The 14,054-nt window shown below is 61.0% G+C and carries 13 protein-coding genes; 9 read left to right on the plus strand and 4 right to left on the minus strand.

The window, feature by feature from the left end:
- Window positions 1-35: 35 nt before the first annotated feature.
- Entirely contained in the window at window positions 36-1,223 is a 1,188-nt protein-coding gene (locus A3CW_RS45500) for a DUF2235 domain-containing protein (RefSeq protein WP_051481281.1), read from the minus strand.
- 259 nt (window positions 1,224-1,482) lie between these two features.
- A complete protein-coding gene (locus A3CW_RS0106580; RefSeq protein ID WP_028202843.1) occupies window positions 1,483-2,391 on the minus strand; it encodes a LysR family transcriptional regulator in 909 nt (302 codons plus the stop codon).
- A gap of 182 nt (window positions 2,392-2,573) precedes the next feature.
- Between A3CW_RS0106580 and A3CW_RS0106585 the strand changes: the two genes are divergently transcribed.
- The 6 genes from A3CW_RS0106585 to A3CW_RS0106610 all read left to right on the plus strand — a co-directional run bounded on the left by A3CW_RS0106585 (window position 2,574) and on the right by A3CW_RS0106610 (window position 8,517).
- A complete protein-coding gene (locus A3CW_RS0106585) occupies window positions 2,574-3,356 on the plus strand; it encodes a 5-oxoprolinase subunit PxpA (protein WP_028202844.1) in 783 nt (260 codons plus the stop codon).
- A gap of 20 nt (window positions 3,357-3,376) precedes the next feature.
- Complete coding sequence (locus A3CW_RS0106590; RefSeq protein WP_028202845.1) at window positions 3,377-3,619, plus strand: acetyl-CoA carboxylase; 243 nt, start codon at window positions 3,377-3,379, stop codon at window positions 3,617-3,619.
- A gap of 4 nt (window positions 3,620-3,623) precedes the next feature.
- The gene (locus tag A3CW_RS0106595) at window positions 3,624-5,090 is read left to right on the plus strand and encodes an acetyl-CoA carboxylase biotin carboxylase subunit (protein WP_028202846.1); all 1,467 of its coding nucleotides are present in this window, start codon (window positions 3,624-3,626) and stop codon (window positions 5,088-5,090) included.
- On the plus strand, window positions 5,087-5,962 hold the full coding sequence (locus tag A3CW_RS0106600; RefSeq protein ID WP_028202847.1) for a 5-oxoprolinase subunit B family protein: 876 nt from the start codon (window positions 5,087-5,089) through the stop codon (window positions 5,960-5,962). Before A3CW_RS0106595 ends, A3CW_RS0106600 begins: the two co-directional genes overlap by 4 nt.
- Window positions 5,952-6,947, plus strand: a complete 996-nt coding sequence (locus tag A3CW_RS0106605; protein WP_028202848.1) for a 5-oxoprolinase subunit C family protein — start codon at window positions 5,952-5,954, stop codon at window positions 6,945-6,947. The genes A3CW_RS0106600 and A3CW_RS0106605 overlap by 11 nt, the downstream gene beginning before the upstream one ends.
- 214 nt (window positions 6,948-7,161) lie before the next feature.
- Entirely contained in the window at window positions 7,162-8,517 is a 1,356-nt protein-coding gene (locus A3CW_RS0106610) for a purine-cytosine permease family protein (protein ID WP_028202849.1), read from the plus strand.
- A gap of 732 nt (window positions 8,518-9,249) precedes the next feature.
- Here the strand turns inward: A3CW_RS0106610 and A3CW_RS0106615 are convergent.
- Window positions 9,250-9,846: a dihydrofolate reductase family protein gene (locus A3CW_RS0106615; RefSeq protein WP_028202850.1), complete on the minus strand. Its 597-nt coding sequence runs from the start codon at window positions 9,844-9,846 to the stop codon at window positions 9,250-9,252.
- A 203-nt stretch (window positions 9,847-10,049) separates the two neighbouring features.
- Here A3CW_RS0106615 and A3CW_RS0106620 point away from each other — a divergent pair, with 203 nt between their 5' ends.
- Entirely contained in the window at window positions 10,050-11,243 is a 1,194-nt protein-coding gene (locus A3CW_RS0106620) for a M14 family metallopeptidase (protein ID WP_028202851.1), read from the plus strand.
- 204 nt (window positions 11,244-11,447) lie between these two features.
- On the opposite strand, the gene A3CW_RS0106625 is transcribed toward A3CW_RS0106620, so the two are convergent.
- Window positions 11,448-12,848, minus strand: coding sequence for a GntP family permease (locus A3CW_RS0106625; RefSeq protein ID WP_028202852.1), 1,401 nt, complete (start codon window positions 12,846-12,848; stop codon window positions 11,448-11,450).
- A 203-nt stretch (window positions 12,849-13,051) separates the two neighbouring features.
- Here A3CW_RS0106625 and A3CW_RS0106630 point away from each other — a divergent pair, with 203 nt between their 5' ends.
- Window positions 13,052-13,672, plus strand: a complete 621-nt coding sequence (locus tag A3CW_RS0106630; protein ID WP_245623555.1) for a BON domain-containing protein — start codon at window positions 13,052-13,054, stop codon at window positions 13,670-13,672.
- A gap of 158 nt (window positions 13,673-13,830) precedes the next feature.
- A complete protein-coding gene (locus tag A3CW_RS0106635) occupies window positions 13,831-14,052 on the plus strand; it encodes a hypothetical protein (RefSeq protein WP_322787946.1) in 222 nt (73 codons plus the stop codon).
- Window positions 14,053-14,054 lie beyond the last annotated feature (2 nt).

Raw genomic sequence — 14,054 nt, forward strand, 5'->3', positions numbered from 1 at the left:
CACTTCGAGCGTTCACCCTGCCGAAGCCATTCCGCTTAGCGGGCGGGCAAGTTACCCGGTGAGTACACAGGCTGCTGGCCGGCAGTGCCAAAAAGATCTTCGGGTTGATCGTTCATACGCTGCCGTATGTTGTCGTTGACGACCATGCCTGCCGGGAAGGCCCGCGCGCCCACTCCCGCTGCCAGCCAGACAGGATCCTCAACCCATTCCCGGTGTCGCGGCCCCAAGGGATTGGATTGGACGGCAACGGGGGGATGAAGGGCGAACTTCAATCCAACGTCAGTTTGCTGCAACCTGTCCACGATCCAGACCAGGGGGCCGTCGGAGAGGCCGTGATCGGCATAGCCGCCGCCGACATCGCAATGACCGCCTGGAAAGAGCGCTTGCGTCACGTTCGGGTTGGGATTCCACAGCGTCGGCTCGAACGGCCTGCGTTGCTCGTCGAGCGAGACGGCGTGCACGCCGAGGCCAATGTCCGGGTTGAGCGTCAGATCGCAGAACCGGAACAGATCGATGGCGGACCCCTCATAGTAGAGTGGAATACCGAGCGAGCCCACCGTATCCCAAACCGCGACTGCAGTGACTTTTGCGTCGACGAACGAGTTGGCGTCCAAAGGCTTCGGTTTGGAGAAGGCGCGATGGATCGTCAAGAACTCCATCACTCCGTCCGCGATCTTCTGGAACGTCGTATCGTGGCCGTGTCTCCATCGATACCACGCCGCCACCGCGGTGTCGTAACGATTCTGATCGTCGATGGCAGCGAGATCCGGCCGCAACAGACCCTGTCCCGCAATCAGTCCCGCAAGGGCTCGCGCGGTGTACGCGCCGCGGCTGAATCCGACGATCACGATGCTGTCGCCCGGCTCGAAATTGCGCGAAATATACGTATAGCCGCGCGCGATGCGGGCGACGACACCGACGCCAAACGCGCCGCCGGCGACTTTATCGACCAGTTGCTGGGAATTTCCGACCCCGTGAATATACTTCGCGATTTGTACGGGTTTGCCGTTTGCGTCTGCAAGGGCCTTTTCCATCTCGACGCCACCCCAGTCGGTTCCTTCGGGCAGCATGTTTCCATCGAGCCACGCGAAAAGCTTGCATACGTTGGTCAGTCCCGGCTGACAACATGCCACGGCGTCAGGCGCGCCGCCATCGCCTTTTCCTGGCGGATCGTCGGGGCCGTTCCACGTGCCGTCTGCGCAAAAGACTATCGTTTTGGACATCGCCGGCTCCTCACACGCAATCCAGTCGCAACCTACGGAACGTTTGTTCGCAATCCTGAGTATTGTCCCGGTGCATTACCTTAGCTGATGCGGCAACGCGTGCGGTGCGCGTGCCGAACCTCAGATCTACAAATATAGCTTCTGCGCTCCGGATTGCGAGGCCGGGAATGTACGATGGCGCACGTATGACAGGGGATGGTGGGGCTCGCAGCGGCTGGATCAGCTGCTGTGAACGGGCTAGGTCAGGATGTCCGGCAATTTATCCGGTAGCCCTCGGCTCCATGAACGTATGGCGGAAATACTCTCTCACCGCATGCATGGCCGGGCTCAGTTCCATGTTCTTGCGCCATGCCAGACCAACGCTCATCGCGGGTACGGGATCGAGCAGCACGATCGTCTCGATGCGTCGACCTTCGAGCGACCACGGACGATAGACCATATCGGACAGAATGGCGACGCCAGACCCATTCGCCACCATGCTGCGAACAGCTTCAACCGACGAAGTCCGGAGTATCACATTCGGCCGCCATGGCGTCTCGTTCCAGTAGCGCATCGCCGTTTGCGCAGCCTCGTCTACCGTCAACATCACAAAGGGCTCGTCTGCCACTTCGGAAAAGGTCACGCTCTCTCGCCTTAGCAGCGGATGGTGGGCGGCCACCCATAGCCGGCGCACGGAATGAATCATGGGCTCCAGAGCAAGCTCGGGGTTCGACACGTTCGACGTGAGGAGCACGGCCATGTCGTATTGCCCGCTAATCAAGCCCTCTTCGATGGCGTCGCGATTCAACTCATGCAATTGAATGGTCAGGCGGGGGTACAGCGCATTCAGCCGTTGTATGTGATGCGGCAGGAAATATCCCAACACCGTATAGCTCGCCGCGATAGCAAGCGTGCCGGTGAGCGTGCTCTCGAGGTTGGGAATCCGCATGGCCTCATCCACCGACGCGAGAATCGTGTACGCATGATTGAGAAAGCGACGGCCGGTGTCGGTCAACGTGACGCCTGCGGCGTTACGCACGAAGAGCTGAGTGCCCAAACTCTCTTCCAGCTCCTTGATTGCACTCGTCACTGCGGACTGAGATATGGTCAGATGAATCGCCGCTTGGGAAAGCTGTCCAAGCTCGGCAGTCGCGACGAAATACTTTAGTTGTCTGAGGGTAAGCGCCATCTTCGAGGTCAAACCGCTGGACGTCAGAGTGAGGTCATCACGCGGATGCTATCGAAAAAATCGATACCAAGGCATACAAAAATAAAACTTTTTTGACTAACCCTGTCCGTATAACCTCCATTTCACATTGGTTGGCGTGCGCGTGAAGACGCCCGACCGCTCAAATCTGGAGGGGAAACAGTATGAAGAAGCAGTGCGTCGACCTGAACTCCGATATGGGAGAAGGCTTCGGACCGTGGCGAATCGGCGATGGTGTCGACGAACAGATCATGCCGCTCATCAGCTCGGCGAATATCGCCACCGGTTTTCACGCCGGCGATCCCAACATCATGGCGCGGACGGTCCAGATGGCACGGGAGGCTGGCGTTGGTATCGGCGCGCATCCGGGATTTCGCGATCTGGTCGGTTTCGGCCGTCGAAACATCGCCGAAACGCCTCAGGCGCTGGTCAACGACATCCTTTATCAACTTGGCGCGCTGCGTGAGTTCGCACGTCTGCATGGCATCCGGCTGCAGCACGTGAAACCGCACGGCGCGCTCTACATGCACGCAGCGCGTGACGAGGCATTCTCGCGGCTCTTCGTTGAAACACTGCAACAACTCGATCCCAATCTCTTGCTCTTCTGCATGGAGTCGTCTGCGACGTACCGCATCGCGCGCGAGATCGGGCAACCGGTCGTCCGGGAGTTTTACGCCGATCGCGACTACGACCGTAGTGGTTCGATCGTATTCATCCGTCGCATCGGTCGTCTCGATCCCGAACAGGTCGCCGAAAAGGTCCTGCGAGCGTGTACGGAAGGAAAAGTGCGGACGTTTGATGGAGACGATATCGACATCGACTTCGACTCCGTTTGCATCCACAGCGACACGCCCGGCGCACTGGAACTCGTCCAGCAGACTCGCGCGCGGCTCGTCCGGGAGGGGATTCGAATAAGCGGGCCGCAGGCGGCGACGACAAAGATCTAAATCAATCAAGGAGAGACATGATGGCACTGCACGATATCGTCAGCCCCCTGCCGGGCACGTTCTACCGGCGCCCCTCGCCCGAGGCGGAGTTCTACGTTGCCGTCGACTCTGCCGTTGAGACCGGCACGATCATCGGCCTCGTCGAAGTGATGAAGCAATTCACCGAAATCGAGAGCAGCGTCTCGGGCCGCGTAACCGAGCTTCTCGTCGAGGACGGGGATCCCGTGGACGCTGGACAGGTGCTGATGCGCATCGAGGAGTGAAGCCATGAACGTGCAAGATTCAACGACGACGTTCTACCGTCCCACACGAATTCGAACCGTTCTGGTCGCGAATCGCGGCGAGATTGCGGTGCGCGTGATTCGCGCGGCGCAGGAGCTTGGCATGCGTGCTGCGGTCGTGGTGAGCGACGCGGACCGGGACAGCCTTGCCGCCCGCATGGCGGACGAAGCCGTGCATATCGGATCTTCGCATGCTGCAAAGAGCTATTTGAATCCCGCGGCGGTTCTCGCTGCCGCAAGGCAATGCGGAGCAGATGCGATTCATCCGGGCTATGGTTTCCTGTCCGAAAACGCGGAGTTCGCGGCCCAGGTGGAGGCGGCTGGCCTGGTCTTCGTCGGGCCGACGTCCCAGGTAATCGCAACGATGGGCGACAAGGCCCGTGCGCGCGAGACGGCGCAGCGCGCTGATGTGCCCACGGTGCCCGGCAGCGCCGGTATCGTAAGCACGCTCGACGAGGCCCGGGAGGTTGCCGCGCGCATTGGCTACCCCATCATGATCAAGGCGGCAGCGGGCGGTGGCGGCCGCGGCATTCGCGTTGCGCATGATGCTGGCCAACTCGACGCGGAACTGCCGCTCGCGCAGCGCGAAGCCCAGGCAGCGTTTGGCGATGGCGGCGTCTATCTCGAGCGATTCATCGCACGCGCCCGGCACATTGAGGTGCAGGTACTGGGCGACGGCAATGACGTCATCCACCTGTTCGAGCGCGAGTGCTCCCTGCAACGGCGGCGTCAAAAAATTCTGGAAGAAGCGCCCTCGCCGTCTCTCACACCGAAGTTGCGCGCGGAGCTTTGCGCGTCGGCGGCGCGCCTCGCAAAGCAGGTTGGATATCGAAGCGCTGGCACACTCGAATATCTCTTCGACGAAACGCGCGGCGAGTTTTACTTCATCGAAATGAACACGCGCATCCAGGTCGAGCACCCGGTCACCGAGGCGATTACGGGCGTCGATCTCGTGCGCGAAATGCTGCGCATTGCAGATGGTGAGCCGTTGCGCTTTGGCCAGAGCGACATCGTGCTGCGCGGCGCGGCGCTTGAATGCCGCATCAACGCGGAAGACCCGATGCAGGACTTCCGCCCGAATCCAGGGCGCGTAGACGAGCTGGTCTGGCCGACCGGCCCCGGTGTGCGAGTCGATTCGCTGCTGTACCCTGGCTACGTCGTGCCGCCGTTCTACGATTCGCTGCTCGCCAAGCTGATCGTGCACGACGAAAGCCGAGCGGCCGCCATCGAACGCCTCGCACGCGCGTTGCGGGAGTTGCATATTGGCGGCCTGAAAACTACGGCGCCGCTGCACCGTGCGCTCGTTGCAGACGACGACGTGCGCGCGGCCCGCTATCACACCAATTATCTCGAGACGTGGATGACGGCGTGGCGCGAAAGCAGCGAGGCCGCATCGCTCGCGGCGGGGGAACGTGCCGTTGTAGTTTCGTCTGGCGCCCGGGAGGCATCATGACCATACGCTATACATTTGGCGGCGACGAATTCGTATTTGCCGAGATCAGCGAAGAGATGTCGCTCGATGCGTTTTTCCAGGGCACGGCGATTACGCGCGAACTCCAGCGCCGCAACGTGGCGGGCGTGACCGAAATCTGCCCGGCGAATGCCTCGTACCAGGTGCGCTATGACCCGGACGTCATTGCCCCTGATGCGCTCGTTGCGCTGCTGCGGAGCATCGAGGCCGATGTCGGCGAAGCCGCGCTCGACATCGACACGCGCATTGTCGAAGTCCCGGTGCTCTATAACGACCCCTGGACGCACGAGACGCTCATGCGTTTTCGTGAGCGTCACCAGGACCCGTCCTCGACGGACCTCGAGTACGCGGCGCGCATAAACGGCAAACGCGACGTCGATGCATTCATTGCGGCACATGCCGGCTCGCCGTGGTTCGTTTCGATGGTTGGCTTTGTCGCGGGGCTGCCGTTCATGTACCAGATGGTCGAGTGCGAGCGTCAGCTTCAGGTGCCGAAATACCTGCGGCCGCGCACCGACACGCCGAAGTTGACGGTCGGCCATGGCGGTTGCTTCGGCTGTATTTACTCTGTGCGCGGCGCGGGCGGATACCAGATGTTCGGCGTGACCCCAGCGCCGATTTTTGACCCGGCGCAACGGCTCGACTATCTGCGTGACTTCATGGTGTTTTTCCAGCCCGGCGACATCGTGAAGTTCAGACCGATCGATCGCCCAGCCTACGACGAAGCCGTTGCCGCCGTCGAGGCGGGCACCTTCTCACTACGCGTACGGCCCGTGAAATTCTCGCTTGATGCCTTCCTGCGCGATCCTGACGAATACAACCGTTCCCTCGTCGAGGTGCTGTATGCCAACTGATACGCTTAATGCGATCGAGGTTCTGAAGCCGGGACTGGCCACGTCGGTGCAGGACACGGGACGCCAGGGCTACTACCACGTTGGTATTCCCCCTTCCGGATCGCTCGACCAATATTCGTCTCGTGCGGCGAACCTGCTTGTAGGCAATGTCGAAGATGCGGCCGCGCTCGAATTCACGCTGCTAGGCCCGGAACTGCTGTTCCACTCGGAAACGCTGATCGCACTGACGGGTGCGGAGATGACTCCGAAAATCGACGGTGTCGCGTATCCGTCCAACACGGCCCTGCGGATTCGCGCCGGAAGCAAGCTCACATTCGACTATGTGAAGCGTGGCGCACGCGCGTACCTGGCAATCGCCGGCGGTATCGACGTTCCGGCGGTGCTGGGCAGCAGGTCGACCTACACGCTCGGCGCTATCGGCGGCCTCGAGGGTCGTCGGCTGCAAAAGGGAGACCGTCTCAAGATGGGCGCCACCAACGCAAAGCTGAGTGAGGGTGTCAAACTGCCCGCCGCCTTGCGTGCAAAGCTCGACACAACGGTCGAACTGCGTGTGCTAACGGGCCTCTATCACTACCGCCTCACCAGCGAGTCGGCGCAAACGTTCTTCGATGATGAGTGGACCGTCGCGCCCGAAGCGGACCGCATTGGTTATCGGTACAAGAACGGGCGTCCGCTGCACTTCATGGACCGGGAACAACCCTTCGGTGCAGGCGCCGATCCGTCGAATATCGTCGATGCGTGCTATCCCATTGGCTCGATCCAGGTGCCTGCCGGGCTTGAGCCGATCATTCTGCATCGTGACGCGGTGTCAGGGGGCGGATATGCCACGATCGGCACGGTGATCAGTGCCGATATGGATCTGATCGGCCAGATGCAGCCTAACCACCGGGCGCGCTTCGTGAGCGTCACCATGAATGAGGCACTCGCTGCACGACGCGAGTATCAACATCGACTTGCCCTGCTACGCGAAGCACTAGCGCACTAACCCGCTCGAAGTTAAGGGGCGGCCGGCAGCAGCGCCGCTCCCCTGCCTTTTCCTTTTCGCGACCCGCGTTCCGTGTGGCTTCCAGCCACACGGCGGGAGCGCTCGCACGTTCTTCGCAACATTGGCTGCCCGCCCGGCGTCAAGGCAGCCCCGTGAGTTGCATCGCACCGCGGTACGGACGCCGTTCGTTAAATGCAGACTCGAGGAGCAGATCATGGCCAACCTGGCTCAGGAAAGCGCGGAGGGAGCCGTCGATCTATCGACGGTCGCCATTCCCGATAGCGCAAGAATGGCGCCCTTTTCGCTAACGATGGCGTGGTGGGCAGTATGTAGCGCAGTGTTTTACATTGTGGTTGGCGCGACGCTTGCACTGACTTACGGAGCGCGCAACGCATTGATCGGCATGGCGCTATCGGTCGTATCCTATGGCGTCATCAACTCGATCATCAGTCGATACGCCATTCGAACCGGGTTGTCGGTTGCGCTGTTCTCACGCGTTCTGTTTGGAAGCGTTGGTGCCGCGCTCGCGACGCTGATTTTCTTCGCAACGGCCATTTACTACGCCGTATTCGAAGGTTCGGTCATCGCAGTCGCGGCCAATCACCTGTTTCCCGCGCTGCCATACAAATGGGCCGCGCTGATTGTAGTCTGCTATAGCGTGCCGCTTGTTTTCGGTAGCGTGCAACACTGGCTGGACAAGTTCAATGGCGTGCTGCTGCCGTTCTATCTGCTGGGACTCCTTGCGGCCGTGGGACTTGCGACCTGGGAATACGGTTATAACGCATCGTGGCTCGATTTCGGTCCCAAGGGCACGATACCTGCAGATGGCTGGTGGCAGTGCTTTGTTTACTACATGGGCGTATGGGTATTGATGATGTTCACGTTCGACTACGCCCGCTTCGGCCGCAAGGAAGATGCTGGATACCACGGCCGGTTTAATTTCGGGATTCCGTTCTATCTCGTCACATTCCTCGTCAATGGCGCTGCGGGGATTTATCTCGTGAGCACGATTCCGGGTCTCGGCACGCTTTCCGAAGTTTCAGTTGTACTGGCGCTGTTGAAGCTGATGGGCATCTGGGGCTTGATGTTCGTCTGGGTCACCCAATCACGCATCAATACTGCTAACTACTATCTCGCAACCATCAACATGCAGGCCTTCTTCCAGAAGGTTGCAGGACTGCGTGCGCCGAAGTTCGTGTGGGCGCTGGTTGTTGGTGCTGTGGTCTACGTGCTGATGATGGCCGATATTTTCTCGAAGATCCTCCAGGCACTTGCGTGGCAGGGTGTCTTCGTCGTCGCATGGGTTGGCGTCGCGCTGGCTCACATCACGTCGGCGCGTTATGAACGACTCATCGGCGCCGATATCGAATGCCGCGACTCTCACGTACCGCAGTTCAATCCCGGCGGCTTGATTTCCTGGTTTGCCGGGGCGTTCGTCGGATTCGTCTTGAACAATGGCTCGGGCTTTCTTGTGTCGCTCTCCGCGCCAGCGACGTTCGTCATTTCCTGGACGGTTTATAGCGGCTTGCTGGCTAGTGCGAAGCGGACATGGTTCGTGCGGAATATGTGACCAGTGCAGTTTTTCTCCGGCTATTGGCCTCGCCAGCGATGGCGATGAAAACCGCATATTTAGTCGGGCGGGGCGGCTCGGGTTTGCCGCCCTTGTTACAAATGACATGGCCACGCTGCAACTTGAGTTGCCGGGGAAAGAAAAACTTAGGTTGTTGTGGCATCAGCGTTGCAGTGACAACTTAAGTTTTACTTTGCATCCTCGTGAAGTTACCGCGAGATTTGCAGCTTTTGGACCAAAATCGAGCATCGTGAGCAACGGCTGCCACAGGAAGTTCCCGCGAGATTTCCAAATGCGCTAGATGTTGGGGCGAAGTGGGCCTCAGGAGCCCCGGCGGGTCAGGCGAGTTGCTCCGAACGAACTTTCGCGCGGGGGAGTGAGGGTGGCTGGAAGTGAGCCCATCGCGCATCGAGGGAGATGCATGTCGACGTCCCCTCGGAGACGTGCAAAAGGCGGGAGCGCCGTTTTGGCCGCCTGCGTCAAACGGGCCGAACAGGATACCTGGCCGAAGTAGCTGGTCGTCAACGAATGAGATACGGGTTCGATAAGGCATCTGCGTTGAGGTTGCGAACTGGCAAACTTGTGTCGACCCGATAGCGGACGTTAGCGAATGTTCGGAACTGGCTGACGGTCTCCTTACGCGAAGCGGCACGAACCGCCCAGAGGGCGCGATACCCGACTAACACAAGCCGATCTTGGTGTTGGCGCTGTCTTCGATGATTGAACGATGGCTCAAGCCGCTTCGCCGGATTGCCCGATCTTCAACGGCCCGGCGACCTTGTAAGCGCAGAGGTTGACGCCGGACGGCGTTGATTTTGTGTTGACGAGTTCGAATGAGCACGGTGCAGTTCCCGCCGCAAAGAATCGCTTCCCGGTACCCAACAGGACTGGATAGACGACCAGCAGGATTTCATCCGCCAGCCCCTGTTCGAGCAGCGTCGATGTCAGCGTGGAACTCCCCCACAGAATCAGGCCAGGACCTGGCTGCGACTTGATGCGGCGAATGCCCTCGACAATGTCCGGTCCGAGCCACTCAAACGGGCCCCATTCAAGACTTTCCGGACGGTGCGTCGCGACATATTTGGTTGCCGCATTCAAGCCTTCTGCCATCGGACTGCTTGGTGCCTTTGGCCAGAAGGCCGACCACATATCGTAGGTGCGGCGGCCGAGCAGCAGATCGAAGGGCCCCCCGTGCTCAGCGAGGAGTGCATCCCGGCCAGCGGGGGTCCGATAGGGAATGGTCCAGTCGGCGTAGGGAAAATCGTCTTCTCCGGATGCCTGGATCACACCATCCAACGAGATGTGCTCCATGATTTTGAGCTTTCTCATTGCGTCTCCCGAATTGTGGCTACGTCCATCTTAAAGCCGACCTCTTACCTGCTCCACGCCAGTACATCGTACCCGGTGGTCAACGATCCCGGGAAATGGCCAGCGTGGTCGCATTCATGCGCACAGGAAAAGCAATGCCTCTCCCGGTGTAACCTGTGAGGTGCCGTTGATTGATCTCCACCCAACGTCAGGACCTCCCTACCATGCAAAACGAATCGGATGATGTTATCGCTCGTCGCGCCTTCATGAAGAAGGCGGTTGCGCTGGTCGGCGCGACGTCCGCATTGGCCACGCAAAGTGGGGCGGCGAATGCCCAGGCCGCGAATGCACCGGCCACCAGTGGCCGAAAGGGGACGGTGTACACCGGCGATGTGATCCAGGGAAAGAAAGTCATTAGCGCGCTCGACGTCGACGACCTTGAGCGCGGAAAGACACACAAGCTCTATTTTCAGGGCGTCCAAATGCCGACGGGGCAGGATTGGTATGTGTCGGTTATCGTTGTCCACGGTGCGAAGCCGGGCAAGCGCGTCGCGCTGATCAGCGGGGTGCATGGCGATGAAATGAGTCCCGTGCATACGATACACAGCGTGATAAGTCAGCTCGATCCCGCGCAGATGTCAGGCACCGTGCTGGCGGTTCTTGACGTATCGCGCCCCGCGCTCGAAGCCATGGAGCGCAGATGGCCCAATACCGCACTTGGTACCGGCCTCATCGACATCAACCGCGAATGGCCGGGCAACGAGAATGGCGCCAGCGCGCCGAGCCGGCATGCGGGACTGCTGTTCAACCGGCTGTTGAGGCCGAACACCGACTACGCAATCGATTTTCATACGGGCACGACCGGCATGGATTTGACGTCCTTCAATCTGGTCAGAATGGAATTGCCGGAGCCGCGAGCCATGGCGGAGCTTTTTCCGATCAAGCAGATCTTCGACAATCCCGCCTATCCCACGCTGCTTGCAAACGCATTCATCAATGTGGGGATTCCCGCCATCACGCCCGAGATCGGTTCCGCGCGCGTTTTCGACTTCGACATGATTCCCTCGTTCGTCGAGGGCACGTTGAACGTGCTCAAGCGCTACAACATCGTATCTGGTCCGATGGGGCGCACTGGGCGAGACGTCGGGACCTTCGTCGGCAACAGCGGCCACTCAGTCATGTCGACGCACGGCGGATTCGTCGAACTGCTGGTCAAGCTGAATGAGAAGGTCAAGGCGGGCCAGAAAGTGGCGATCCAGCGCAATACCTTTGGCGAAGTGGTCGCGGAGTATACGACCGAAGTCGCGGGCGAGGTGACCGGACGGCGAACCGACGCCACGGCAGAGCCCCGAATTCCTCTCGTGATGATTCTTTATCAGAGTGCGGCCAGGGAGAATCCGGAGGACTACTCCGAATGAATTCGGGCCTTTGTGAGCTTGCGCTTGTGAACCTGGGAGTTGGTCTGCCCCACTGAGTCACGAATAGCGAGGACTTACAGTGGCAGCCAGCTAGCTGCGACCAGGACAGCTAGCGATCGCGCAGAATTGCAGCGGGCCAGGATTGCCAGGACAGTGCATTGACAGGCTTGTAGCAGAGGGTGGCGCCGCTGCGAGCACCCCACGTCAAACAATGCCCGTCGCATAGTACACGGCGATCACGAAGAAGACGGCCAACGTCTTGATCACCGTCACCGCGAAAATGTCCCGATACGACTCGCGGTGCGTGAGCCCCGTGACCGCGAGCAGCGTGATGACCGCGCCATTGTGTGGCAGCGTGTCCATGCCGCCGCTCGCCATGGCCACCACGCGGTGCAGCACTTCCATCGGAATATGCGCCGCCTGCGCGTTCTTGATGAAGAGGTCCGACATGGCCGCGAGCGCGATGCTCATGCCGCCCGAAGCCGACCCCGTGATACCCGCAAGCGCGCTCACCGAAATGGCGGCGTTCACGAGCGGATTCGGAATGCTCTTGAGCGCATCGCTCACGACGATGAATCCGGGCAGCGCCGCAATCACACCGCCGAAGCCGTATTCAGAGGCGGTATTCATCGAGGCCAGCAGTGCCCCGGCCACGGCGGCCTTCGTGCCGTTCGCAAAGCGGTCTTTCACGCGGCCGAACGCCGTGACGATCACGAGCACGATGCCCGCGAGCAGCGCACCCTGAACCGCCCAGATCGCCACGACTTGCTTGACGGTGGCCGTGACCGGCGTATGAATGCCGGGCAGCACTTCGGGCGGCACGGTCACGGTGTCGCCGTACCACACGGGAATCCAGTGCGTGAGCAGGAAGTTCGCCACGCCCACCAGCACGAGCGGCGCGACGGCGAGCGCTGGGTTGGGCAGGTGCTCGGTCTTCACGTGTTCCGGCTCGTTCACGAGCGAGGTGCCGTAGCCTTCGCCTTTCGACATCGCGCTGCGGCGGCGCCATTCGAGGTACGAGAGACCCACCACGATGATGAACAGCGAACCGATCACGCCAAGCGCGGGCGCGGCCCACGCGGTGGTCTTGAAGAACGTGGTGGGAATGATGTTCTGGATTTGCGGCGTGCCGGGCAGCGAATCCATCGTGAACGAAAAGGCACCGAGCGCTATGGCGCCCGGCATGAGGCGCTTGGGAATATTGCTCTGGCGATACAGTTCGGCGGCGAACGGGTAGACGGCGAACACCACCACGAAGAGCGAAACGCCGCCGTAAGTGAGCAGCGCGCACACGGCGACGATCACGGCGTTGGCGCGCGAGCGGCCGATATAGCGGATGGCGGCGTGCACGATCGCTTCGGAAAATCCCGATAGTTCGATCACCTTGCCAAATACCGCGCCGAGCAGGAAGACGGGAAAGTAGAGCTTCACGAAGCCCACCATCTTTTCCATGAAGATGCCTGAAAAGACGGGTGCGACAGCGGCGGGTTCGGTGAGGAGGACCGCGGCGAGCGCGGCGATGGGCGCGAAGAGAATCACGCTGTAGCCGCGGTACGCGGCAAGCATGAGGAACGCGAGGGCGGCGAGAACGATAACAAACGACATGGAGTCTCCTGCGGATCGATCGTGTTGCGCGATTCAGCTTGCTGCGTGGGCGATGGCTTTAGACGCGCCTTTTCGTGCGTCGGGGCCGTGGTGCGTCGCAGCGATTGTAACGAAAGGATTTATCTCGTTATTGCGAGCGTGGCCGCGCGGTCCTATCGTTGCGCAGAAGAGCGGGCCGGAGTGAGCCGGTGAGGTGACAGTCGATGGGTGCAATCGGTGTGGGCGGGCAAAGCGCGTGGCGCGCGCAGGAGGTCCAGACAGCGCGGCTAGCGGCGGCGCTTGTTTGCGTGGGCGTTCTCGCGGGCTGTTGGGCGGGCGCAGCGCTCGCGCAATCGCAAGCCGGCGCTTCCGCGCCCGCCTCGAACGCAGAGCACGCGGCGAACGCGCCGGACGTCCAGCGCAAGAACTGGTACAACGACCCGTTCTTCGCGCTGTCGAACGCGATCAGCGCCTGCCCGCAGCCGCTCGGCCCGCGGATGACGAAAGCCGAAGCCGACGACGACGCCCACTATCGCGTGGAGCGCGGCACGACCTGCTGGCTCGCGCACAAGTGCTCGAAGCCGAACTCATATCTTTACGATGTGGACATTGCAGCGGCCATTCGCCAGCAACTGCAAGGCGATGCCCTGTTTGCGGGCACGAGCATCTGGATTACGGTGCAGCGCCGTTTCGTCTATGCGGAAGGCTGCGTGGGTCCAGGCTTCGACAGTGCGGCGCTCGAGCGCAGGCTCGCCGCGATTCCCGACGTCGAGCAGGTCTTCGTGCGCGTGAGTTCGAACCCGCAAGGCGCGCTGCCATACAAGACGCTCTCGACCCCGCCCTGAGCGCGTGCACGCAGCGCTCGCGGCGATGCATCGCACATGGCTCGCGGCATGGCACAATCGCAACGTCGAAAAACTAGAAGCCCGTTGGGGTGCTCCAAATGACTCGTCCTGGTTCGTCGTTGTTCCGTTTGCGCAGATTGCCGTTCGCGGCGTGCGCGTTGACCTTGATCGCAGGGCTGGCTGCGTGCAGCAGCGGGCCGCCGCTGTTCCTGTCGGACGGCCGTCCGACGGTCCAGGTGCAGTGCCCGGCCTCGGGCGATCGCGATTCCTGCGCGCAGCAGGCGCGTGCCCGTTGCGCCGGCGCAGGCTACGACACCGTCGCGACATCGACCGACAACGGCAACTACACGCTCGTGTTCGCCTGCCGCAAGGCCCAATAAGC

Source organism: Paraburkholderia nodosa DSM 21604, assembly GCF_000519185.1.
Lineage (GTDB): Bacteria > Pseudomonadota > Gammaproteobacteria > Burkholderiales > Burkholderiaceae > Paraburkholderia > Paraburkholderia nodosa.

Excerpts from the sequence above, each read along its gene's own strand:
- A3CW_RS45500 (WP_051481281.1), bottom strand. The coding sequence starts at position 1,223 with ATGTCCAAAACGATAGTCTTTTGCGCAGACGGCACGTGGAACGGCCCC.
- A3CW_RS0106580 (WP_028202843.1), bottom strand. The coding sequence starts at position 2,391 with ATGGCGCTTACCCTCAGACAACTAAAGTATTTCGTCGCGACTGCCGAG.
- A3CW_RS0106585 (WP_028202844.1), top strand. The coding sequence starts at position 2,574 with ATGAAGAAGCAGTGCGTCGACCTGAACTCCGATATGGGAGAAGGCTTC.
- A3CW_RS0106590 (WP_028202845.1), top strand. The coding sequence starts at position 3,377 with ATGGCACTGCACGATATCGTCAGCCCCCTGCCGGGCACGTTCTACCGG.
- A3CW_RS0106595 (WP_028202846.1), top strand. The coding sequence starts at position 3,624 with ATGAACGTGCAAGATTCAACGACGACGTTCTACCGTCCCACACGAATT.
- A3CW_RS0106600 (WP_028202847.1), top strand. The coding sequence starts at position 5,087 with ATGACCATACGCTATACATTTGGCGGCGACGAATTCGTATTTGCCGAG.
- A3CW_RS0106605 (WP_028202848.1), top strand. The coding sequence starts at position 5,952 with ATGCCAACTGATACGCTTAATGCGATCGAGGTTCTGAAGCCGGGACTG.
- A3CW_RS0106610 (WP_028202849.1), top strand. The coding sequence starts at position 7,162 with ATGGCCAACCTGGCTCAGGAAAGCGCGGAGGGAGCCGTCGATCTATCG.
- A3CW_RS0106615 (WP_028202850.1), bottom strand. The coding sequence starts at position 9,846 with ATGAGAAAGCTCAAAATCATGGAGCACATCTCGTTGGATGGTGTGATC.
- A3CW_RS0106620 (WP_028202851.1), top strand. The coding sequence starts at position 10,050 with ATGCAAAACGAATCGGATGATGTTATCGCTCGTCGCGCCTTCATGAAG.
- A3CW_RS0106625 (WP_028202852.1), bottom strand. The coding sequence starts at position 12,848 with ATGTCGTTTGTTATCGTTCTCGCCGCCCTCGCGTTCCTCATGCTTGCC.
- A3CW_RS0106630 (WP_245623555.1), top strand. The coding sequence starts at position 13,052 with ATGGGTGCAATCGGTGTGGGCGGGCAAAGCGCGTGGCGCGCGCAGGAG.